Below are 24201 nucleotides of genomic sequence, written 5' to 3' on the forward strand. Positions count from 1 at the left end.
GGGGGTGATAAAAAATAGTATTAGGTGATTAAAAGCAAGCTGACTCGAAGAGTCAACGTCGTTTAGCCATAAAAAAAGCGATTTTGCGGCTAAGCTACGTTTGAATTACCCGCTTAGGCGGGTTTATTTTTGATGTGTTTTTTAGCAAAAAAGTTGAGGAACGGGGTTTTTGAGGTTTTAAATTTTACTTAAAAATTATTAAATGATCCAAATCACTGAATTTCTAATTCAAAGCCCAAAAATAAAATTTTTGAGGATCAATCACGCTAATTCCAAAGATTTGTAATCGAGATATATTTAATTAAAACAATAGTTAATAAATTATAAATTAGATCATTTTTAGATCCTATTTACAAAAGTTAACGTAAATGAGCGAAAAAAAGTGTTGCATCGTGTTTTTCCAATCACTATACTTTTTACACGGTTTTAGCTAATAGGCTAAAATTTGACAGAAAAGCATAAAATTGTAAATTAATCAAAAAATTACTTGACAGGGTAGTCTAAAATGCATTATAATTTTCAACAGGCAACAGGCAACAGGCAACCTGGCCAACCTATCTTTTAAATTCGTCTAAGTCCAGCACCCAGTTTAAATTTTTCACTGAAACTTATTTTTCTACTCAATCAAGTGAAATTCTGCGAATTTTCGCGCGATCGCTTCCGCGATCCTCTTCTCGATCTTTTTTCCGATCGTTTTCCGGATCCATTTTCAGATCCTTTTCGCGATCCTTTTTCGGATCCTGTTTTCGATCCTTTTCCCAATTATCCCGGCAGATTGTTTTTTTCGTGGTCTTTTTCCTTCCTTTTTCGGGTCACGCATTGACATCACAGACAACAGCAAATCAGATACAGGGTACTCCTCCTTATTTGACTTTCGACGGTGGTCGTACACGTGCGGTCGATGCTAACGGTCTGCTTGGGATTACGCTATCTAACGGAGCTAATTACACGCCTTCTAACAATTCATCATCTACAACCCCAATCGTCTTGCCCGTTGAGGGTCAGAGTTTTGCTGATATTGGTATGTTCGTTCCTACTGATACTAATTCAGTCGCTTTGAGTTCACTTATCGGTCCTCCTAATAATTATTGGGGTGATGATGATGGTGATGCTGACGTTACTGCTACAGGTTCTTTAAGTTTATCTATCGTCGATAAAAACAATGAATCGGTATCACGTAGTACCGTTCCAACAATTTGTAATGCACCTTATAAGGTTACGTTATCCAGTTCTGACGGTACATTATCTACTCGTTACGGATTTCCTAATCGTAGTACTTTCAGTGCCCGTAGTGAGACTTATTACGTCAATCCTAAGGCTTCGCCTGTGGTTTGTTTTGCTCGGCCTAGCTTATTGTATGGTAAGCCTAATGAGAATGGTTGGGGTGTGGATTTCCAAGGCCCAGCTTCGATATGGGACCCTTATAAAGGTTTTATCCCTCAGTCAACTGACCCGTCACTTTACGGTAGAAACTTTCCTACAACTGGTCTTAATGGATTGTACTTTGATTTAGATATTAGTGGTAGTAGTCAGCCATTGTCTTGGTCTCCAGTTTCTCATGGTGGTATCACAGTCACAATGTCTAATTCTACTGCTACAAGCGTACGCGTTACTTTAACGGGTCCTTACGCTACTCCATCCCAGATTAGTTCAGCCAATCCTGGTCCTCTTTCCACTATTTCTTTGCCTCAGACCTTCGAGTTGGTCGGTCGTGATAGTAATGGTACTCCAGTCGTCAAATATGGTTTTACATTGAAGCAGTGGTTCGTGAACCGAGGTTCTAAGGAGGACACTCTTTCTAATACCTTATCTTGGTGTAATAGTCTTGGTTATCAAGTGCCTCGCGTAAAGGATTTAACTAATGCATCTCGTGGTTGGAATGGTAACCCTATATCCATCGGCGCCACCCCTTCCTCACCTGGTAGGTTTTACATGCGTCATATAGGTTCTAGTTTTTTAGCTGAGTGGGGTCGTCTGTCTGGTTATTCAGGCGTTGGCTTCAGCAGCAATTGGTACTGGACTAGTGACCCGACTGGTAGTGACCAGTTTATCGTGGACACAGGCGACGGTAGCGTGGTTTGGGACTACACCTACCGCGACTACTACGGACTTTGCTCCCATCCTTAGTTTTTATTTCTTCGTCCTTAATCCTTAGGCCGGGGGTGGGGGTGATAAAAAATAGTATTAGGTGATTAAAAGCAAGCTGACTCGAAGAGTCAACGTCGTTTAGCCATAAAAAAAGCGATTTTGCGGCTAAGCGACGTTTGAATTACCCGTCTCGGCGGGTTTATTTTTGAGTTTTTTTATTGCAAAAAAAGTTGAGGAGCGGGGTTTTTGGGGTTTTAAATTTCACTTAAAAATTATTAAAATATCGAAATCACTAAATTTCTAATTCAAAGCCCTAAAATAAAATTTTCAAGGATCAATTGTTCTAATTTTAAAGATTTGTAATGACGATATGCTTAATTAAAACAATGATTAACCAATTAACTTCCAGATCCTTTTTAGATCATGTTTACAAAAGTTAATATAATTGAGCGAAAAAAAGTGTTGCATCGTGTTTTTCCAATCACTATACTTTTTACACGGTTTTAGCTAAAAGGCTAAAATTTGACAGAAAAGTATAAAATTACAAATAAATCAAAAAATTACTTGACAAGGTAGTCTAAAATGCATTATAATTTTCAACAGGCAACAGGCAACAGGCAACCTGGCCAACCTATCTTTTAAATTCGTCTAAGTCCAGCACCCAGTTTAAATTTTTCACTGAAACTTATTTTTCTACTCAATCAAGTGAAATTCTGCGAATTTTCGCGCGATCGCTTCCGCGATCCTCTTTTCGAACGTTTTTCCGATCGTTTTCCGGATCCATTTTCAGATCCTTTTCTCGATCCTTTTTCGGATCCTGTTTTCGATCCTTCGATTTTTCCGAATTATCCCGGCAGATTGTTTTTTTCGTGGTCTTTTTCCTTCCTTTTTCCAGTCATGCATTAACTTCACAGACAACTAGGAATGCGATACAGGGTAGTGCACCTTATCTGACTTTCGACGGTGGTCGTACTCGTGCAGTTGATGCTAACGGTCTGCTTGGGATTACGCTATCTAACGGAGCTAATTACACGCCTTCTAACAATTCATCATCTACAACTCCAATCTCCTTGCCGGTTGTGGGTCAGAGTTTTGCTGATATTCGTATGTTCGTCCCAACTAATACAAATTCAGTCGATTTAAGTACACTTATCGGTCCTCCTAATAATTATTGGGGTGATGATGATGGTGATTCTGGCGTTAGTGCTACAGGTTCTTTAAGTTTATCTATCGTCGATAAAAACAATCGACCTGTATCACGTAATTCCGAGCTAACAAATTGTAACGCACCTTATAGGATTAAGTTATCTAGTACTGACGGTACATTATCGACTCGTTACGGCGTTCCTAATCGTAGTACTTTCAGTGCCCGTAATGTGACTTATTACGTCAATCCTAAGGCTTCGCCTGTGGTTTGTTTTGCCAGACCTAATTTGACTTTTGGTACAGGTGATTTTGCTGGCCCTGCTTCAATGTGGGACCCGGCTAAGGGTTTTCTCACTCAAGAAACAGACCCGTCACTTTACGGTAGAAACTTTCCTACAACTGGTGCTAACAAACTGTACTTTGATTTACTCATTACTGGTAGTAGTCAGCCATTGTTTTGGTCTCCTGTTTCTCAGGGTGGTATCACTGCTACTATGTCTAATCCTACTGCTACAAGCGTTCGTGTCACTTTAACTGGTCCTTACGCTACCGAATCCCAGATTAATTCATCCAGTCCTATTCCTATTTCTAAACCTACTTTGCCTCAGACTTTCGAGTTGGTCGGTCGAGATAGTCGAGGTAATGCTGTCGTTAAATATGGTTTTACTTTGAAGCAGTGGTTCGTGAACCGTGGTTCTGTGAAGGCAAATTATTCTAATACCTTATCTTGGTGTAATAGTATTGGTTATCGTCTTGTTAATGTAAAGGATTTAACCAACGCGGTTCGTACAGAATCTCCTGCTATCTCTGGCGCCACCCCATCCTCATCTGGTAATTATTACCAACGTAGAATTGGTTCTGGTTTTGTCACTGAGTGGGGTCGTCTGTATGATTATTCAGGCGTTGGCTTCCGCTACGGTTGGTACTGGACTAGTGACCCGAGTGGTAGTATCCAGTTTATCGTGCCCACAAACAACGGTGTCGTGAGTTGGTACTACCCCTACAACGTCGACTACGGACTTTGCTCCCATCCTTAGTTCTTATTTCTTCGTCCTTAATCCTTAGGGCGGGGGTTGGAGTGATAAAAAATAGTATTAGGTGATTAAAAGTAAGCTGACTCAAGGAGTCAACGTCGTTTAGCCATAAAAAAAGCGATTTTGTGGCTTAGCTACGCTTCAATTACCCGCCTCGGCGGGTTTATTTTTGAGGTGATTTTATCGCAAAAAAAGTTGAGGAGCGGGGTTTTTGTAACGATACAAAGCCGAACAACCCACTTTTCATCCCCTAAAACATTAAGTAACCCTTTTTTTAAAGTTCCAAAAAGCAATCTCCATTTTAAGTTATACAACTCTATGTTATCCTTAACGCAACATTCGATCACAGGACGTTCTATATGATAAAAGATCCATTTTATGATCGTGAGGCGAAAAAGTATGAATCGCCGATCGCCAGTCGTGAACTGATTTTGGATTATCTTACCAAAGAAGCAAAACCAGCCAGTTTAGAAAAAATAGCTAAAGCCGTATCAATCAAATCTGACGAGCAAAAAGAGGCTTTACATCGCCGATTGCGAGCGATGGAACGTGATGGTCAGGTGGTTTACACGCGTCGTAAATGTTATGCCTTACCTGAAAAATTCGATATGGTTAAGGGCAGTGTTATTGCACATCGTGATGGCTATGGCTTTTTACGGGTTGAAGGTAAGCCGGAAGACTATTTTTTGTCACACGAGCAGATGAAAAAGGTTTTACAAGGCGATGTTATTTTGGCTCAGCCAATCGGTAGTCAATACCGTGGTAAGACTGAAGCGCGAGTGGTGCGGATTCTAGAGCCGCGTACTAATCTGATTGTTGGTCGTTATTTTATTGAGCAAGGCGTTGGTTTTGTGGTGCCGGATGATAGCCGTTTGAATTTTGATATTTTAATCGCTGGCAAGCCAAATCGTACGGTTAGAATGGGCTCAGTTGTTGTGGTTGAATTGCAGCAAAGACCTGAACGACGCCAAAAAGCGGTCGGAGTGATTAAGGAAGTGCTTGGCGAAATAATGGGCACGAATTTAGCCATCGATATTTCATTACGTAATCATGAGATCCCTTATGAATTTCCAAAAGCGGTTGAAAACGCGGCTAACAAGTTTAGTGAGCAAGTGCCTGAAAGCGCTAAGAAAGGCCGTAAGGATCTACGTGATTTGCCGTTAGTAACCATTGATGGTGAAGATGCACGAGATTTTGATGATGCGGTCTATTGTCAAAAGAATCGTGGTGGTGGTTATCGTTTGTGGGTAGCGATTGCTGATGTGAGCTATTATGTACGAACCGGTAAGGCGCTTGATAAAGAAGCTTGTTTGCGTGGGACTTCAGTCTATTTTCCGTCGCGCGTGGTTCCGATGTTGCCGGAAGTTTTATCCAATGGCCTTTGTTCGCTCAATCCACAAGTTGATCGCTTGTGTTTAGTGTGCGAAATGACCGTGTCGAATAAGGGGCGTTTGACCGGTTATCAATTTTATGAAGCGGTGATGAATTCACACGCGCGTTTAACTTATACCAAGGTAGCTAAGATTTTGGAAGGTGATAAGGATTTGCGTGAGCATTATCGTGAGTTGGTTCCTCACCTTGAGAATCTTTATGGTCTTTATAAGGTGCTTAATAGTGCTCGAATTGCCCGTGGCGCAATCGGGTTTGAGTCGGAAGAGCCTAAATTCATCTTCAATGCTGATAAACGCATTGAGAGCATTGAGTTAGTTCAGCGAAATGAAGCGCATAAGATCATTGAGGAGTGTATGATTTTAGCCAATGTTGCCGCAGCAAAATTGGTGATTGATGCTGAGATTCCATCGCTATTTCGTGTACATGATAAACCGGATGAAGATCGCATAAATAATTTACGCAGTATTTTAAGTGAACTTGGTTTGTCTCTCGGCAAGGGTACCAGTCCAAAAGATATCGCTAAGTTGATGGTTGAGGTTGAAGCAAGACCTGATCATGAGATGTTGCAAACGGTCATTTTGCGCTCAATGAAGCAAGCAATTTACGATCCTGAAAATCGTGGGCACTTTGGGTTAGCACTTGAGGAGTATGCGCACTTTACATCGCCAATTCGTCGTTATCCTGATCTGTTATTGCATCGTGCGATTAAATGGGTTATAGCTGATCAGCAACATAGTAAACAACATGATAAAACCGGCGGGCACCGTTATACGACTAGCGAGATGCTCTATTTTGGTGAACACTGTTCAATGACTGAGCGCCGAGCGGACGAAGCGGTTCGTGATGTCGTTGATTGGTTGAAATGTGATTATATGCAAGATCATGTCGGCGAGGTATTCAATGGCACTATTTCGAGCGTTGTTAATTTCGGTTTTTTTGTGCGATTAGATGATCTATTTATTGATGGTTTAGTGCACGTTTCTTCACTCGAAAATGATTATTATATTTTTGATGCATCACGTAATCGTTTAATTGGTGAAAATACCCGTTTTATTTATCGTTTAGGTGACAAAGTTCAAGTATCAGTCGTTAATGTTAATCCTGACGAGCGTAAAATTGATTTTTCATTGGTTGGCAGTAATAATAAGCCACAACGCCAAGGTAAGACAGCCAAAGATAAGGCGAAGAAAGTCGATAGTGATGCTGAACTGCCAGTTAAGCGCAAAAATAAAAGCCAAGCTAATAGTAAAAAAACGAGCGCAAAGGTTGTCGCAAAGAGTAAAAAACGCAGTAAGCCAAAAACAGCTGCTAAAAAAACGTCTAAATCAGCATCGACCTCAAGCAATCAGAGAAAAAAGAGTAAAAAATAGATGAGTGAAACAGTTTACGGTATCCACGCGATTGAAGCTTTGTTAGCGCGTGCACCAGAAAGAATTATTGAAGTTTTTATCGTTAAAGGCCGAGAAGATAAGCGCCTTAATGCCCTTGTTCGTGAGTTGGAGCAGTTGGGTTTAGCCGTAAAAGTGACCAATAGGCAGTATTTAGATGAAAAAACGAAAAATGGCGTTCATCAAGGTATTTTGGCGATGGTTAAACCAAGCCGTGGTTATCAGGAAAATGATATTCCATTATTAATGGAGCAAAATTCCAATCCGATTATTTTAATTTTAGATGGTGTGACTGATCCACATAATTTAGGTGCTTGTATTCGTACTGCTGATGCCGCTGGTGTGAGCTTTATTGTTGTACCTAAAGATCGTTCTGCACCACTTAATTCAACCGCTCAGAAAGTTGCATGTGGCGCGGCTGAAAGCGTGCCAGTGGTTAGAGTCACCAATCTGGCGCGCACTATGCGTATGTTACAAGATGAATATCAAGTTTGGATTGTGGGTACCGCCGGTGAAGCAACCAGCACACTTTACCAAACTGACTTTTATAAAAATTCAACAGCATTGGCCTTAGTGATGGGGGCAGAAGGTGAGGGGATGCGTCGATTAACCAAAGAGCATTGTGATGAGTTAGTCAGTATACCGATGGCTGGTATTGTTTCTTCGCTTAATGTGTCTGTTGCAACAGGCGTTTGCTTATTTGAGATTGTTAGACAAAAAAATAAATAGTTAGAGTTATAGTATGTTAGGATTTTTGAAAAAGCTTTTATCAGGGAATAAAGAAAAAAATGCTCCGGCGCTGTCTGAGCGAGATTTGAATGGTCGTAATCGTGTCGGATATCCGACAATGCAATTATCGCGTGAGATTGATAATTTAGTTAAATTGAAATACCGTCCTCTTAAACGTGTAATTAAGGTGTATAGAGACACGCTGTTTTTTAAATGGGGTCCTGCAGTTATCAATAATACTTTATCAGATGAGCAGTTGGCTAATTTGTCCGGACGGAACGTTCAGATGGTTTATTTATTGCTGTTTCGTGATATGTTAAGACATATTTCAGGTTTAGCTAAATTTAGGCATTTTGCCGAAGATTGGCCGGAACAATTTGCGAATGAGTTATTAGATAATTGCAAAATGCTAGGCGATAGTGATGATGTTGATGTAGCTAAAAAAGAAGCGTTATATGCTAACACTGAGCTTTATAATGTTGATACTCCCATCGATCCTAAACACCCAGAAAATACGCAAATCCCTGATTGGACAGCGCCATTAGCGGAATTAATTATGCTGCCACCGGATATGATTTATAAGTGTCATCGTCCTTTAATGGCTGCAATTGACCGTCGCAAAAAGCGCTAACTTTAACGATTGATTGAGTTGAAGCTGTAATATCGATTCACTCAATCAATCAATTTTGTTAACTTAATTTACTTCCTTCCTTAAATAGCACTATTTATTACCAACAATTTTGCAATTTATCTTTGCAAAAATACCCACAGCAAATTCCTCTCACTGCTTGAATTTTGCATTTATACAATTCAATTCTTTTTGTCATAACTAATCAGCCCGATAAGTTCGACAAAGTCTAACAATTATGTGAGGAGAGATAGTAAAGGTATTAACACTTATTTCTATTAAGATAAAGGTCAATGCCGACACAATGGTGTCGGCACGATTATTTTGCTTCTTAGCTTTTGATTAGATCAACTTCAACACCTAACCCTTTTGCTACACCTGAACCATAATCGGGATGGACTTTATAGAAGTGTTTAAGCTGTCTAATTTGAATATCACGATCGACGTTTTTCATTGAAGTGACAATATTATCAATCAGCAGTTGTTTTTGATCTGGACGCATTAAATTAAATAATGCACGTGGGTGCGAATAGTAATCACCATCAACACGATGATCGTGTTTATCCATTGTGCCGGCAGGGACATGCATCGGTGGCTCAGCATACTGCGGTTGTTGTTTAGGTGCACTATCAACACTATTTGGTTCATAGTTTGGTGCATTATCCGGTGTATAAAAGCGCATAGCTCCGTCACGTTGATAATTGTGTACTGGACATTTAGGTGCATTGATTGGTAATTGTTGGTAGTTTGTACCGATACGATAACGGTGCGCATCAGCATATGCAAAAATTCGCCCTTGTAACATTTTATCCGGTGATAAACCAATACCAGGTACAATATTACTTGGTTCAAATGCGGATTGTTCTACTTCAGCAAAATAGTTTTCCGGATTACGGTTAAGCTCCATAACACCGACTTCAATAAGCGGAAACTGTTTTTGCGACCAAACTTTAGTGACATCAAATGGGTTTTCTGGATGGTTATTGGCTTGTTCTTCACTCATCACTTGTATATAAAGTCGCCATTTAGGGTAGTTACCTTGTTCAATGGCATTAAAGAGATCTTCTTGCGCTGAATCAGGGTTGCTTCCGTCGAGTTCTGCGGCTTTTTTAGGATGAATATTTTTAATGCCTTGTTCTGTTCTAAAATGCCATTTTACCCAAGTTCGTACATTATCTTTATTGATTAAACTATAAGTATGGCTACCAAAACCATGCATATGTCGAAATCCGTCTGGAATGCCTCGGTCAGAAAAGAGAATTGTTACTTGATGAAGTGATTCTGGCGATAAAGAGAAAAAGTCCCACATCATTTGCGGATCTTTTAAGTTGGTCTTAGGATCGCGTTTTTGGGTGTGGATAAAGTCTGGGAATTTGATTGCATCACGAATAAAAAATACTGGCGTGTTATTACCGACGATATCCCAGTTACCTTGATCTGTGTAAAATTTTACTGAAAATCCACGTGGATCACGTGCCGTGTCAGATGAACCACGTTCACCGCCAACAGTTGAAAATCGAGCAAAAACGGGAGTTTGTTTGCCAACTTCGGCAAAAATGCTGGCATAGCTATATTGAGTAATGTCATTGGTGACGGTAAATGTTCCGTGTGCGCCAGAGCCTTTGGCATGGACTCGTCTTTCCGGGATATTTTCACGGTTAAACTGAGCGAGTTTTTCGATTAATTGATAGTCGTCAATCAATACCGGTCCACGAGGGCCAGCAGTGCGAGAGTTTTGATTGTCGGCAATAGGGGCACCATTATTGGTGGTGAGTTCTTTTTTTTCTGACATTGCAATACTCCTTATTAGATTGTAACTTTATAGTTAAAGAGTTGTGATTGATTTTATTGAAAAACTAATTTACTAAGGAATAAGATAAAGACGGTGATGCGTGTAAAAAAAGATATTGCTCGATTTATTATATAACTAAATTGGCTATTAATTGTAGAAAAACAAATTTATTATTTTTTAATCTAGTAATGAGCGATAGTGAATATAAAAATGGGTCCTTAACCAGATTAAGCATAAATGATTTCCGGTAATTTAACATCCCAATGCTGATTATCAACATGATCAACTTTTTGGCAGGCAAATGCTAGCCCAATAGGATAAATTTGCTGTTGTTGGTAGTTTTCAAGCAAGCGATCATAATAGCCACCGCCCATACCAATACGAAATCCTCGGTCATCAAAAGCCACAAGTGGCGTAAAGATGATATCAAGTTGTTCAATATCTATGATTTTAGTTTTATCGATTACTGGTTCTAAGATACCAAAGCTATTTTTTACTAGTGGTGTATTTGGGGTGTAATTTAAGAAGATTAGTTTATGTTCAGCAATTGGGACAGGTAAATAGACCGATTTATTTTGTTGCCATAGATATTCAATAATCGGTTTAGTATCGACTTCTCCATCAAATGATAAGAATATTGCAATATGTTGTGCTTGGCTGACGGCTGGATGGTCTTTTATTTTTTGGTAGATTATGGCTTGTGCGCTGTCGCGTTGTGCCTGAGATAATTCACGTCTTTTTTGACGTATAGTTTGCCGAATGTCCATAAGTTTTTATTTGAAAGAGAGAAGGAATAAAGACTCCAAGATGCCGTTAGGGGCGTAACCCTTGAACCCGAGGTTCAAGGTGAATAGCATGTTTTAATTTTTAGGTTTCCTAAGTTAATTAGGCATACACACCAATTAAAAATCACACCATTCTAAATTAAAGATTATCGGCTCAGGGGACTAACCCATATCGCGAACATCTCAGAGATGTTTACTATGATACAAAATTTAGAAAATCATACAATAGTCTTTGTGGTTTATTTACATTTCATCTAACTAATTGTTAGTATTTAATGCGGAATCAAGTAATTGCTGTAGCATTTTTAGTCGATTTGCAAATTCATCGCTTTTTTCTTTTTCTTTCGTTAGTTCGTAAGAGATATTCAATGCAGCAGTCATGATAAGTTGATCGCTTCCAACTTGGGGGGATTTTTCTCGTAAATTTGTTAATCGCGCATCTAAATCTTTAGCTGCATTTGTAAGTGCGTCAACTTCATCGACTGGACAATTAAATTTTAACGTTCGCCCAAAAATCTGAACGGTGACAGCTTGATTTTCCATATTTAACCTATAGTTTGATAAATTTATTAATTTTGTCGATTATATGTTTAGCGTTTAATCCGACTTCATCGCGCATTTCTTGCTGTGAGCCTTGCGGGATAAAAATATCAGGCAATCCGATATTTAAAATATCACATTTTATTTTTTTCGATAACAAAAATTCATTAACAGCGCTTCCTGCTCCACCTTTGATGCTGTTTTCTTCGATGGTGACCAGTATATTATGGCTTTGGCTAATGTGCAAAAGGACTTTTTCATCAAGTGGTTTTACAAAACGCATATCTATCACTGTAGCATTTATTTGTTCGGCTACTTGTAAAACTTCAGGTAATAGTGTGCCAAAATTGAGTAAAGCGATCTCTTCGCCCTGCCGGCAGCATTTTGATTGTCCTAATGGTATTGTTTTTAGTGGATCTAAATGTGCGCCAGTGCCTTCGCCTCGAGGGTAGCGTACTAATGCTGGTCCATCATGTAAATAGCCTGTGTAGAGCATTTGTCGGCATTCGTTTTCGTCACTTGGGGTCATGATGACTAAGTTTGGAATACAGCGTAAAAAGCTTAGATCGAACGCACCTTGGTGGGTTTCACCATCAGCCCCCACAATGCCCGCGCGGTCTATCGCAAATAAAACCGGTAAGTTTTGGATGGCAATATCATGAATGACTTGATCGTAAGCTCGTTGCAAAAAGGTTGAGTAGATAGCAACCACTGGTTTTAATTCGCTAATAGCAAAGCCGGCAGCTAATGTGACTGCATGTTGTTCAGCAATGGCGACATCAAAGAATTGATCTGGAAATCGTTTAGCAAATTCAGTCATGCCAGAACCTTCGCTCATGGCTGGCGTGATTGCCATTAGGCGTTTGTCTTGCTCTGCTATTTCACATAGCCAGTCACCAAAGATTTTGGAATAAGTTGGGGTAATTTTATTTGTGCTAGGTAATATTCCTTCATTTGGATTAAATTTAGGAACGCCGTGCCATAAGGTTGGGTTTTGCTCGGCTGGAGCATAACCTTTTCCTTTCTGGGTGATAATATGCAGTAATTGTGGGCCTTTTAGTTGTCTGACTTTTTGTAAGGTGGCAACTAATGTTTCAATATCATGTCCATCAACAGGACCAATATAGTTAAAACCTAATTCCTCAAATAAAATAGCCGGAGTGACTAAGCCTTTTAGGTGCTCTTCCGTTTTTTTGAATAGTTCTTTTAATGGTGGAATATTGGAAAGCACTTTTTTGCCACTTTCACGAAGTGAGGTGTAGGCTTTGCTTGATAATATTTGTGCCAAGTGTTGATTAAGTGCACCTGTGTTTTCTGAAATGGACATATCGTTGTCATTAACGATAACTAGCATATCTGGTTTTATGTGCCCAGCATGGTTCATCGCTTCAAATGCCATACCAGCAGTTAAGGCCCCATCACCAATAATAGCGGCGACTTTTTTACCTGACTGTTTTTTTTGCTCTGCGATGGCAATACCCAGCGCTGCACTTATTGAGGTTGATGAATGTCCTGTTGTTAATACATCATATTCACTTTCATTTCGGTGAGGAAACGGGTGTAATCCCCCTTTTTGGCGAATAGTTAGCATCTGATCGCGTCGACCCGTTAGAATTTTATGTGGATAAGCTTGATGACCTACGTCCCATATAATTTTGTCAAATGGTGTCTGATAGACGTAATGCAACGCGACTGTTAATTCGACCACACCAAGACCTGAAGCTAAATGACCACTAGATTGGCTGACACTGTCTAATAAAAATTGTCGTAGTTCCTGACTAATTGCTGGCAATTGTGCGAGCGGATATCGCCTAAGATCCGCAGGTGAATTGATTTGCTTTAATAGAGGATATTTGTTTAAATTCATTTTTATCATCTAGTTATTTAGTTAACTATTTCGATTAATAATAAAACCAGCAAGGTCTTGTAATGGTTGGCTATTATAAGGTATTTGCGTCAGACTATCGATAGCTTGTTGATATAACTTGTGTGTCATTTCGATGGCATTTTGTAAACCCATCAATGCTGGATAAGTGCTTTTTTCTAGCTTAAGATCAGAGCCTTGTGGTTTACCCATCAGCTCTTGTTCACCAATGACGTCTAATATGTCATCTTGTATCTGGAATGCTAGTCCGATTGCTTTAGCATAGTTGTCTAACATTGGGTAATAGGGTTGAGATACCTCATCGCATGAATAAGCACCGAGCCTTACTGCCGCTTGAATTAAGGCGCCAGTTTTATAGTTATGGATAGTTTGTAAGTGTTCCAACGTGACTGTTTGGTGTTCTGCTTGTAAATCCAGTGATTGACCTAAGCACATTCCAGCAAGGCCACTTGCACTTGCTAGTTCAGTAATCATTTTTATTTTGCTTTGGTTGCTGATTTGTTGGTTTTCGGATAATAGGCTGAATGCTAGTGATTGTAGTGCATCACCAGCGAGGATGGCTTGTGCTTGGCCAAATTTTATGTGGCAGGTTGGTTTTCCTCGCCTTAGATTATCATCATCCATTGCGGGTAAGTCATCATGAATTAATGAGTAGGTATGCATCGATTCAATGGCAGCAGCAACTGAATCGAGTTTGGTTAGCGGACAATTAAACATTTGTCCGGTTAAATAGACCAGAATAGGGCGTATTCGCTTGCCACCAGCAAGCAGGCTGTAACTCATCGCTTGTTGCAAATTAGATGGTGCAAACTGCGAAATATATGTTGTTAGATAGTTATCAATACGTTCTTGTAATGGTTTTAGGCTATTCATTATTATCAATGGAAAATTCAGATAATTGTGCATCACTATTTTCAGATAATAAAATTTGGATGCGTTGCTCAGCTTCATTAAGTTGTTTTTGACCAGAACGAGCTAGTTTGATGCCTTTTTCGAATTCATTTAGTGCTTCATCTAATGGTAAATCGCCATTTTCAAGTTGAGTGACAATTGCTTCAAGTTGCTTGATGGTTTCTTCGAAACTGACTTCATTATTGTTTGACATATCGTACTCCTTCTTATACCAAATGAGTATACACGTATTTTTTATGATGGTGAATTAAGATGTTTTAGTTAACAATTTAACTAAGCTGTTCTTTTTCATTTTCAAGTTCATCAACTGATAGTTGAGCTATATCCGGATTAATTGGTTTTTTTACTTCAATCCCTAATTCCCTAAATCGTTCTATTTGACCAATCACGTTACCACGCCCTTTCGAGAGTTTGTTCATTGAGTTTTGATAGGTTTGTTGGGCTTTATCCAAACAGTTGCCTAGATTTTCCATATCTTCGATAAATCCACGTACTTTGTCATATAGTTTGCTGGCTCTATCAGCAATAAGCTCGGCATTACGATTTTGGTATTCAAAACGCCATAAATTATGAATAGTTCGCAAGGCAACCAATAGGGTAGTTGGGCTAACAATCATGATGTTACTTTTTAATGCATCATTGATTAATGATGGATCTTGATCGATGGCGGATAAAAATGCCGGTTCGACAGGAATGAACATTAGAATGTAGTCTAATGATTGAATGCCATTTAGTTTATGGTAATCTTTTTGACTAAGTTGTTTTAAGTGATTACGCACAGCAATTAAATGATCAGCAATGGCTCTAGTTTTTATCTCTTCGTCATCACTATTATAATAACGTTCATAAGCAACTAAGGTGACTTTGGAATCGATGACTACATCACCGCCTTGGGGTAAGTGAACAATTACATCTGGTTGTAGACGTCGGTTATCTTCATTAGTTAGATTAACTTGAGTGTGATATTCGTAACCTTGACGCAATCCGGAATTATCCAATATTTGACTAAGAATAAATTCACCCCAATTACCTTGGGTTTTGTTATTGCCTTTTAACGCATTGGTTAAATTGGTGGCTTCTTTCGTCATGAGTTCGTTGAGCTGTTGCAAGTTGCGAATTTCGTGAGTTAGGGTATGGCGTTCTTTGGCTTCTTGACCAAAGCTATCTTGAACTTGCTTTTTAAAGCCCTCTAATTGTTGTTTAAGTGGTGAGAGTAAAAACTCTAAGCTTTGTTTATTTTGTTGCTCAATTTTTTTGCCACTGTGCTCAAAAATTCGATTGGCTAAGTTTTCAAATTGCGTGGTTAATCGTTGCTCGCTTTGTTCTAAAACTGTCTGTTTTTCATGAGCGGCATTGATAATCTCTTCTAAGCGCGTTTTTAATTCACTAATTTTGATATTTTGAGCAACATTTTGTTGTTGGTATTGGCTCAACTCTTGTTCTAATTGAGTGATATTTGCCATTAATGACTGATTTTCTTTATTTCTTTGATTAAGTTGTAAATCATATATGGCATGTAGGTTATTCGCTTTAAATTGCGCTTTTAGCATGGCAATTAGTAAGGCGATAATGGCAATAATTACAATAATGACTACTGCCCATTCACTTAAGCCTAAACTTCCTAACATGATTAAGCCCTTTCAAACGTGAATGAAATCACATCATCTAAATTCATTGCATCAAGTGCCAACATAATTAAGCGGTCAAGCCCAACGGCAACACCTGCACAATCGGGTAAACCCGCTTCCATAGCCGCGATTAATTCAATATCGATGTTTTGTGGTGGTAAGTTTTGATTTGCTCGATCAATATTATTTTGTTCAAAACGCATCTTTTGTTCTTGCGGATTGGTGAGTTCTTTAAATCCATTAGCTAGTTCAACCCCTTTGTAATAAAACTCAAAACGGCTTGCTACACGATGATCTTCTGAACTGATCGCTGCTAAAGCTGCCTGTGAGGCAGGGAAGTTATAAACAGCGATAGGTTTTTCTTGTCCAATATGCGGTTCAACGCCAAAACTAAATAAACATTGTAATAAGGTGTCGCGATCATAATCATCAGTATTGAGTTCAATATTTAGTTGTTTGATAGCTTCAACTAAAGTTGCGTGATCAGCTTCTAGTGGGTCAATATTAAGATGACGTTGGAATGCCTTTTGGTAAGAGATTCGTTCCGCAGGTTCACAATCTAGGATGCTTTGCAGTAGATCATCGACTTCGTTGATCATTTGCATCATATCAAATTGAATACGATACCATTCGAGCATTGTAAATTCAGGGTTATGATAACGGCTTACTTCTTCATGATTGCGAAAACATTTACAGATTTGATAAATCGGTCCACTTCCAGCAGCTAATAACCGTTTCATATGATATTCAGGGCTAGTGATTAATGACATTTTTCGCCCTTGTTGTTCATCGTTTTCACCAGGTTTTAAAAATAAGGTATGAAATGAACTAAGATGTACATCGGTTACCGCATATTGACTTAGGGTCGGGGTTTCCACTTCCAAAATACAGCGGTCAGCAAAAAACTGTCTTACTTTAGATACAATTTTAGCGCGCTTAAGTAAATTATTAATAGATGCAGTAGGTTGCCAAGTCATAAAAAATATCCATGCATATTGATTAATTTCTAAAAGACGAAATAGGGCATTAAGCCCTATTTCTTATTGCTGGCATTCATTTTGCCACAATGTGAACAAATTGTCGTATTTTTCTTGTTGATGCCAGATATGGCGATGAAGTGCAGAAAGAATAATTGGATCTTCTAAGATCGCTAATTGTTGTTCTTTACTAATTTTTTCTAAATCCACTTGTTGATAATACTCAATAAGTTGTTTTCGCAACTGCTGATTTTTTGAGTTAGGTAAATGACGAGAAGTCGATAATGCACAGGTTAACGCATTATAAATAGGATCGACAAGCGCCATAATAAAGCCATGTTCAATAAAAGCAGCTTCGGTTTGGACTAAATAGTCACCAGTTAGTTTTACTGCTCGCGACGGATGGGTTTCTTCTGGTGTTAAGAATAACCCTGCTTTTTTGGCTTTCATACCAATACTTGATAAGCCAGAAATACGGACAACTAATGGTGAAATGGTTAATGGAATTAATATCGCTATATACCAATAAGTAAATTGAGGATTTAACCAAATAATCACACATAACCAAACTATGCCTAGTAGCGATAATGGCCAACAGAAGTAGAATGATTCCCCCCAAGTTAAGGCATCATCGTTTCTTGCTGGTGATTTCCATTGAATTTTGCTACCCAGCCATGCTTTAACCACAAACTTGCTGTGGAAGATCATGCGGATTGGTGCAAGGATCATCGACCATACCATTTCAATTAAAATCGATAATGATAATTTGAATATTCCACCCACATCTTTTGCACCTGTTCGAGCAATAATAATGCCATAACTAAACAGTTTAGGTGCAAAAAGTAATACCATTGTGGTTGAAAGTAATTGAATAGCTAATTGTTCATCCCACTTTGGCCACGTTGGATAAAATTGGTTAGGTTGGAAGAAGTATTGTGGTTCAGATATATTGAACACTAATAATAAGAGTGTTGAGAAGATCAAGAAGATTAACCACAATAGTGACGAGATGTAAGCCATACCACTGGTTAAAAACATCACACGGTGAGTTAAAGTAATTCCACTTTTAAAGATTAATCGCAAATTAATCAAATTACCCATACACCAGCGATTATCGCGTTTGAGATCTTCTATCATGTTTCCTGGTAGCTCTTCATAACTACCATTCATATCATACGCAATCCATACGCCATAACCCGCACGACGCATTAACGTCGCTTCAACTAAATCGTGCGATAAGATATGAATAGGGCCTTTACGTTTTTGTAATGGCGATAAAATACAGTGCTCAATAAATGGTTTTAGGCGAATCATAGCATTGTGACCCCAATATTGGGCTTCACTTAATTGCCAGAAGTGAGTACCTGAGCAAAAAATATCACTGTATATTTGATTGGCAAATTGTTGAATACGACCATATAAGGTTGTCATTCTGACCGATTTAGGCGGAGACTGTAAAATACCTGCTTTTGGATTCATTTCCATCATTGCGATCATTTTTAAGATACAATCACCGGTCATAATACTGTCGGCATCAAGAATCATCATGTATTCATATTGGTGCCCCCAACGACGGCAGAAGTCATCGATGTTACCACTTTTACGTTTTACGCGACGCTTACGGTGGCGATAAAAGATATTACAACCATTGTCAGCTTTTTTAGCGTTAAATTCAGCCCATGCTTTTAATTCATTGACATAGAGATCGGGATCATTGGTGTCGCTTAGAATATAAAAATCACAACACTGCGCATGTCCTGTCTCAACTAGCGATTCATAAGTTGCTTCTAGCCCTGCAAATACCCGTGAAACATCTTCATTACAAATTGGCATGACTAATGCAGTACGATGTTTGGCGTCAATGTGGTTAGCAGGATCATTGGGGATGGCAATAGTGTAGCGATCTTTTTTGATCACCGCCAAAATAAGCCCCATGATGCTAGTCCAAAATCCTATTGAAATCCAACAAAATAGGATAGCAAATAAGGCAATGATAAAACCTTGTATGATATAAGGAATGATGCTGTAAATGGCAAGTTCTGGGTTAATATCCCAATTTGCCATAAAATTGATTTGTTGCCAGCTTTGATAAGGTAATAAGGTTGATAAGTAAGTTGTGCCGTAATAAGTTTGTATGGCAATAAGCACAAACATAATTAAACGACGAATAAGTGCGATGATATTCAGACCAGGTTTGGATTGAGGACTATAACGTTCATTCCAAATTTGTGGTTGAACCGAAACACGCTCAACTTTTGGATAAGTTGGTTGTTGTTTTCTTTCATCATTAAAATGATCAGTTTTGCCAACTTGATTGAGTCGATATTTTAGAAATTCGAGTTTATCGTTTGGCAAGTCTTCCGATTTCTGACGCCAATATTCGGCGTCAGATAGGTTTTCGAAATAATCTTTTTTCATGTTATGTGCTTATTATTAAGATCATTGAGCCGGAAATTGTCCGCTCCAAGTTTCGGACACGATCGTATGTGATTTTTTCGACGATAATTGAAGGCGAATGTCAGTTGGTTTTTTGTTATCTTCAACGTTGAATCGCACTAGCACTCGCCAACCTTTTGTTACAGAGTTGTATTGTGTATCACAGCTAACTATTGAACCATTATTAATACTTGAAATAACGTCAACTGGGTCTTGCTCTGATAAGTTTGGACCAACAAAATCCACAACATAAGCATTAGAACCATCAAGTTTACGTATTAAGTTTGCTTGTTTTATATCACCTAATGATAAGCGCGTACTTTCTGCTCTAGCTTCATTTTTTGGATAACGTTGTTGTTCGTTGAGTGAATAATGTAATCGATATTTAACATCTAACACATCACCAGCTTTATATTGTTTTTCGGGTACCCAGTAGGTAACGATGTTGTCGTTGGTTTCATCTGCGGTGGGGATTTCAACCAATTCAACTCGACCTTTATGCCAATCATTCAATATTTCAACCCATACACTTGGACGAAGTTCGTAATGGTCGTCGAGATCTTGATAGTCATCAAAACCTTTGTCACGTTGGATTAAACCAAATGCTTTAGGGCTTTCTAAACTATATGATGAAAAAGATAAGCGTTTAGGATTATTTAATGGACGCCAAATCCACTCATTTTTGGCCTGGATTGAAAGTCCATTAGAATCGTGCATTGCTGGACGATAGTTTAATAGTGGTGATGGTTGGTTAGGGCCAAATAAGAACATACTAGTCAATGGTGCCACACCAAGTTTTTTAACTGAATCACGGAAGAATACTTTGGCTTCTACAGTAATAGTAGTATCAACACTTGGGATTAAGGTAATTTTGTAAGCCCCTGTTACACTTTTAGAATCAAGTAGGGCATAAATGACTAAATGTTTTTGATTTGGTTCTGGGCGTTCAATCCAATACTCTTTAAAACGTGGAAACTCTTCGCCAGACATTTCGCCTGTATCAATCGCAAGCCCTCGCGCTGAAAGACCATAATGCTGATTTTTACCAACAGCACGGAAATAGCTACCACCTAGTGCGGTAAATATTTCATCGTCGGTTTTTGCTGGGTTATTGATTGGATAGTGCACTTTAAATCCAGCAAAGCCTAGTTTTTTAGTATCTAACTTATCTAAATTAATAGGACTTAAATCGAAGTAATCTGGGCTAAATTTAATTTCATTAACTTGATTGTTTACAATCTCATTAATTTTGACAGGTACATCAAAATACATGCCTTCATGATAAAATTCGAGTTTGAAACGACTTTTGCGATCGCTCCAATATGCTTTATCATGCTTAAAATAAATCTTTTGATAATCGGCAAATTGTAGTGACGATAATTCACTAGGAATATTTTTAGATGGTTGGACATAAGCTTTTTTTGATAGTTTTTCTGCTTGTGTCACAACATCGTTAAATGTAAAAGCCCATGAAGAAAAACTTAAACAAGATAAAGATGCGATACAAACTATCTTGCAAGTTAATGTTTCACTAAATCGACTAATAGGTAATAAATTGTACATAAAAAGACTCACTTGAGTATTATCTAAAAATATTGTTGTAATTGATAATATTGTCTTTAGGGCTACTTAAGCATTTTTCCATAAAGTCGCTTCTCATCTCTTGAAGAATACTTGGGTTTTCATCAATCAAAAAGTGAGAGTAGTTATCTTTGAGAATTTTAGCTTTTAAAGCGGCCAAATCTTGCACTGACATCTTAAATAAAGTTTGATAACTTTGGGTTATATTATTGATATCATTGGTATAAACTGCTTCAATAAAATCTGCTGACCATTGACAGTAATTTTTAACATTACCATCAGTTGGTGTGATTTTTTTCAACTCAAGATTATGTTCAGCTTGGTTTTCCTCGACGACTCTTTTAAGTTGAATGTCATATTTTAGCTTGTAGAATTCTTTGAGATAAAAATTAAGCACACAGGAAGATTGGTTGCTGTCACCTTTACAGTTTAAAATACCGTGTTTGGTTATATAGCTGTCAAAGTGTTTGTCTCCAACGAGTTGAAGTAATTGTTTTTTTGCGTCCACAACAAACGAATTATTTTGTTCAGATTGTTGCTTTAAAATCGCTAACTGATCAACTTCAGTTTTACCATCGGTTGAAGACGTATTGTTTTTTACACAGCCTACGGCAAGAATAGAGACAATGGCGCATGTAAGGATATTACTTATTTTCATATATCAAATTCCACGAACATATTCTTGAGTTGTAATTTCAGGATGAGCAACTTACACTTTTTAGTGGAGCCGTAGCGCGAAATTATATACTCTTATTCTTTTAAAAACACTAGATGATTACATTAAATTTATAAAAACGCATTTATTATTCTTTTGTAAGTTTTTATTAATGTCGACATATTTTTCGAACATCGACGGTAAATTGTGAATCATCAATTGAAGCCGGCTTAAATTTTCCTTTTGCTTTTAAAAAGGCAATAAGTTGCTCGGCATTCATATCGGAGTTGGAACAGGTATGAAATTTAGCCTCGGTACCGAATTTTTTGTGTATGGCTTCAAGTAAAGATGATTCAGTATAATCATTCCCATCCATCATTTGTAACACTTCGTGGCCGTGAATTGACATCTTTTTTCCTCTCCATATAGCAGTTTAAACTAGCTTTATTTTTTATTTTTTTGAGCGGTGAAAGATAGCAGATATTATTATTAAAAAAAAGAGGATAAATGTTAAAAATATTATTAATATTTTTTAGCTTAACCCTGATAATTATCAGGGTTATTAATCATAGTTTGTAACTGATTAAATTGACTAGGAAATTTAAGTGTTAGATTCATTGAGTTTTACAATAACCGATAGATTTTCCATTTTAATTTCATGAATTTTAACAGTGATCAAATCAGCAATTTTGTATGCAGTTTCGCCTTTAATTTTAATTAGCCCTTCATCCGGACTAGTTGATATTTCATCGCGTACGGCATGAATCATTGACAGTGGTAAAAATGCTAATGCGCCAATATCATTTAAACGAACTCTCGCACCGCCACGGTTGATATCTAATATTTCCGCTGCGAACGCTTTTCCTATTTTATTAGATAAATATTGACAATAAAGGTTTTCGGCAATATCACGCTCAGCTAAACGTAATTTTTTACGTCTATCAGCCATGCTCTCTAATTGTTCGTTGGATGGAGCTGTTAAGGCTTCTGCTTTAAGCGAGGCTTTAAGTATACGATGGTTTATCATATCACCATATTTTCGAATTGGTGAAGTCCATGTTGCATAAGCATCAAATCCTAAACCAAAGTGAGGTTCTGGTTTTATAGAGAAATCAGCAGGTGTTTGGAACTTTCTTAATCGTGTTGATAAGAAGTCATTATCATCACTTAATCGGCGGAATTTAATATAGCCTTCAAATGAAGTAAGTGATTCTTTATCAAAATCTGTAATGCCATTGTCCGCTAATATTTTTAATATTTGTTCAATGTATTTGGTATCAAAGCCTGAATGAGTGTTAAATACGCCAGTACCTACTTTTTCTTTCAAATACATGGTGAGCGCTAAATTAGCGATAATCATCACTTCTTCAACAATATTATTGCCGATGCCACGTGATTCTTTGATGATTGTTTTTACTTGACGATTATTATCAAGGATAAATCGATAATCATTGTTCACTTTGAAAACTAACGCATTTTGTTGACGCCAATTTATCCGTGTTTTTGCCAATTCTGATAATAATTTTAGTTGGTTTTTTATTGCCGCGTCATCGATATTTAAATCACCACGATTCTCTAAAAATTCAGACACATTGTGGTAAGAAAGCTTAGCTTTCGATTCAATCCATGCGGGTAAAAAACTGATATCATCATTCGTAAATTCGCCATTTTTATCAATTTTAATTTTACAAACCATAGCTGGACGTTTTTGATTAGCTTTTAATGAACAAAGATCGTCCGCTAACTGTTTTGGTAACATTGGAATATTAAAGTCGGGCAGATAGGTGGTAAAGTTTCGGTTTTTTGCGATATTGTCGATTTCACTATCTAGCTCAATATATGCGGTTGGATCAGCGATGGCGATCATTAGGTTATAATTACCCATATCATCTTGTGAAATGGTAATCGCATCGTCCATATCTTCGGTATTTTCACTGTCAATTGTAAAAAATTGAATATCCGTTAAATCTTGACGATTTTCTTTTTCAGTCTCTGAAATTGTTAAAGATTCAGCTTGCGGAGCTTTGTCTTCTAAATTATAACGAGCCAAAGTTTTAAGCCATAGTTGATAAATTGAATCAGCACTGGCAATAAATTTTGTTATTTCAGCAAGAAAATGATTTTTATTTTTTTCTAATGGATGAGATTGTAAGGTGGCAACAACCCAATCACCTTCTTTTAATTTTTGCTTTACTTCAGGATTAACTTTACAGCGAATGGCAAAATTGACAGGTATATTTTCGGGATAAATGACCATCGCATTATCTAAAAAACCAATTTTGCCAATAAATTTTTGTAAACTACTTTCAATTAATACTTCAGGTTCAAATGATGTTTTATCGTTAATGGTGGAAATAGTGCCAGAAACTTTATCACCATGACAAACCATTTTCATTTTCGAAACAGCAATAAAGTAGTCAGTTTTGTTGTCAACATTTAGAAAGCCAAAACCTTTTTCATGCGCTCGGACGATACCTTCAACACGAGGTTTTTGTTCATATAATTCTTTTTTTAGTTGGGCTAGTAACGGGTTATTTTGAAACATAGTTTTTAATATTAATTGAAAAATTTGAACTAAATTCTATCATAGTTATGCTTTTGGGGT

The 24201-nt window shown here is 37.8% G+C and carries 18 protein-coding genes and 1 other RNA gene; 5 read left to right on the forward strand and 14 right to left on the reverse strand.

What is annotated here, in order from left to right; translation table 11 throughout:
* Positions 1-786 precede the first annotated feature (786 nt).
* From A9G07_RS01410 to A9G07_RS01430, 5 genes are all read left to right on the forward strand, one after another.
* Complete coding sequence (locus A9G07_RS01410; protein WP_141677443.1) at positions 787-2127, forward strand: hypothetical protein; 1341 nt, start codon at positions 787-789, stop codon at positions 2125-2127.
* Between the two features lie 830 nt (positions 2128-2957).
* Positions 2958-4271 carry a hypothetical protein gene (locus A9G07_RS01415; RefSeq protein ID WP_065733736.1) on the forward strand — a complete coding sequence of 438 codons (1314 nt, stop codon included), beginning with the start codon at positions 2958-2960 and terminating at the stop codon, positions 4269-4271.
* Positions 4272-4627: 356 nt separating this feature from the next.
* Positions 4628-7030, forward strand: a complete 2403-nt coding sequence (gene rnr, locus A9G07_RS01420; protein ID WP_065733737.1) for a ribonuclease R — start codon at positions 4628-4630, stop codon at positions 7028-7030.
* Positions 7031-7777 (forward strand): 23S rRNA (guanosine(2251)-2'-O)-methyltransferase RlmB, encoded by a 747-nt coding sequence (rlmB, locus tag A9G07_RS01425; protein WP_065733738.1) that lies wholly within the window; start codon positions 7031-7033, stop codon positions 7775-7777.
* Positions 7778-7790: 13 nt separating this feature from the next.
* A complete protein-coding gene (locus A9G07_RS01430; RefSeq protein WP_065733739.1) occupies positions 7791-8408 on the forward strand; it encodes a hypothetical protein in 618 nt (205 codons plus the stop codon).
* 328 nt (positions 8409-8736) lie between these two features.
* Here A9G07_RS01430 and A9G07_RS01435 read toward each other — a convergent pair whose 3' ends face one another.
* The 14 genes from A9G07_RS01435 to A9G07_RS01500 form a co-directional block, all read right to left on the reverse strand.
* Positions 8737-10197, reverse strand: a complete 1461-nt coding sequence (locus A9G07_RS01435) for a catalase (protein ID WP_065733740.1) — start codon at positions 10195-10197, stop codon at positions 8737-8739.
* Between the two features lie 227 nt (positions 10198-10424).
* Complete coding sequence (locus A9G07_RS01440; protein WP_065733741.1) at positions 10425-10964, reverse strand: 5-formyltetrahydrofolate cyclo-ligase; 540 nt, start codon at positions 10962-10964, stop codon at positions 10425-10427.
* A gap of 28 nt (positions 10965-10992) precedes the next feature.
* Positions 10993-11175: non-coding RNA, 6S RNA (gene ssrS, locus A9G07_RS01445), on the reverse strand.
* A gap of 65 nt (positions 11176-11240) precedes the next feature.
* Positions 11241-11525 carry a cell division protein ZapA gene (zapA, locus tag A9G07_RS01450; RefSeq protein ID WP_065563351.1) on the reverse strand — a complete coding sequence of 95 codons (285 nt, stop codon included), beginning with the start codon at positions 11523-11525 and terminating at the stop codon, positions 11241-11243.
* Positions 11526-11532: 7 nt separating this feature from the next.
* Positions 11533-13395: a 1-deoxy-D-xylulose-5-phosphate synthase gene (dxs, locus tag A9G07_RS01455; RefSeq protein WP_065734155.1), complete on the reverse strand. Its 1863-nt coding sequence runs from the start codon at positions 13393-13395 to the stop codon at positions 11533-11535.
* Positions 13396-13410: 15 nt separating this feature from the next.
* On the reverse strand, positions 13411-14283 hold the full coding sequence (ispA, locus tag A9G07_RS01460) for a (2E,6E)-farnesyl diphosphate synthase (protein ID WP_416380097.1): 873 nt from the start codon (positions 14281-14283) through the stop codon (positions 13411-13413).
* Entirely contained in the window at positions 14273-14512 is a 240-nt protein-coding gene (gene xseB, locus A9G07_RS01465) for an exodeoxyribonuclease VII small subunit (RefSeq protein WP_065563353.1), read from the reverse strand. Before xseB ends, ispA begins: the two co-directional genes overlap by 11 nt.
* A 76-nt stretch (positions 14513-14588) precedes the next feature.
* Positions 14589-15947, reverse strand: a complete 1359-nt coding sequence (gene rmuC, locus A9G07_RS01470; RefSeq protein ID WP_065733743.1) for a DNA recombination protein RmuC — start codon at positions 15945-15947, stop codon at positions 14589-14591.
* A 2-nt stretch (positions 15948-15949) separates the two neighbouring features.
* Positions 15950-16924, reverse strand: a complete 975-nt coding sequence (epmA, locus tag A9G07_RS01475; protein WP_065563355.1) for an elongation factor P--(R)-beta-lysine ligase — start codon at positions 16922-16924, stop codon at positions 15950-15952.
* Positions 16925-16987: 63 nt separating this feature from the next.
* Complete coding sequence (mdoH, locus tag A9G07_RS01480; RefSeq protein ID WP_065733744.1) at positions 16988-19342, reverse strand: glucans biosynthesis glucosyltransferase MdoH; 2355 nt, start codon at positions 19340-19342, stop codon at positions 16988-16990.
* 21 nt (positions 19343-19363) lie between these two features.
* Positions 19364-20923, reverse strand: a complete 1560-nt coding sequence (locus tag A9G07_RS01485) for a glucan biosynthesis protein G (RefSeq protein WP_081303317.1) — start codon at positions 20921-20923, stop codon at positions 19364-19366.
* A gap of 19 nt (positions 20924-20942) precedes the next feature.
* Positions 20943-21599, reverse strand: coding sequence for a hypothetical protein (locus A9G07_RS01490; RefSeq protein ID WP_065733745.1), 657 nt, complete (start codon positions 21597-21599; stop codon positions 20943-20945).
* Positions 21600-21765: 166 nt separating this feature from the next.
* Positions 21766-22005 (reverse strand): YecH family metal-binding protein, encoded by a 240-nt coding sequence (locus A9G07_RS01495; protein WP_065563359.1) that lies wholly within the window; start codon positions 22003-22005, stop codon positions 21766-21768.
* Between the two features lie 192 nt (positions 22006-22197).
* Positions 22198-24141, reverse strand: coding sequence for an exoribonuclease II (locus A9G07_RS01500; RefSeq protein ID WP_065733746.1), 1944 nt, complete (start codon positions 24139-24141; stop codon positions 22198-22200).
* Between the last annotated feature and the right edge of the window lie 60 nt (positions 24142-24201).

Origin of the sequence: Gilliamella sp. wkB72 (assembly GCF_001693745.1) — a bacterium.
Taxonomy (GTDB): domain Bacteria; phylum Pseudomonadota; class Gammaproteobacteria; order Enterobacterales; family Orbaceae; genus Gilliamella; species Gilliamella apicola_E.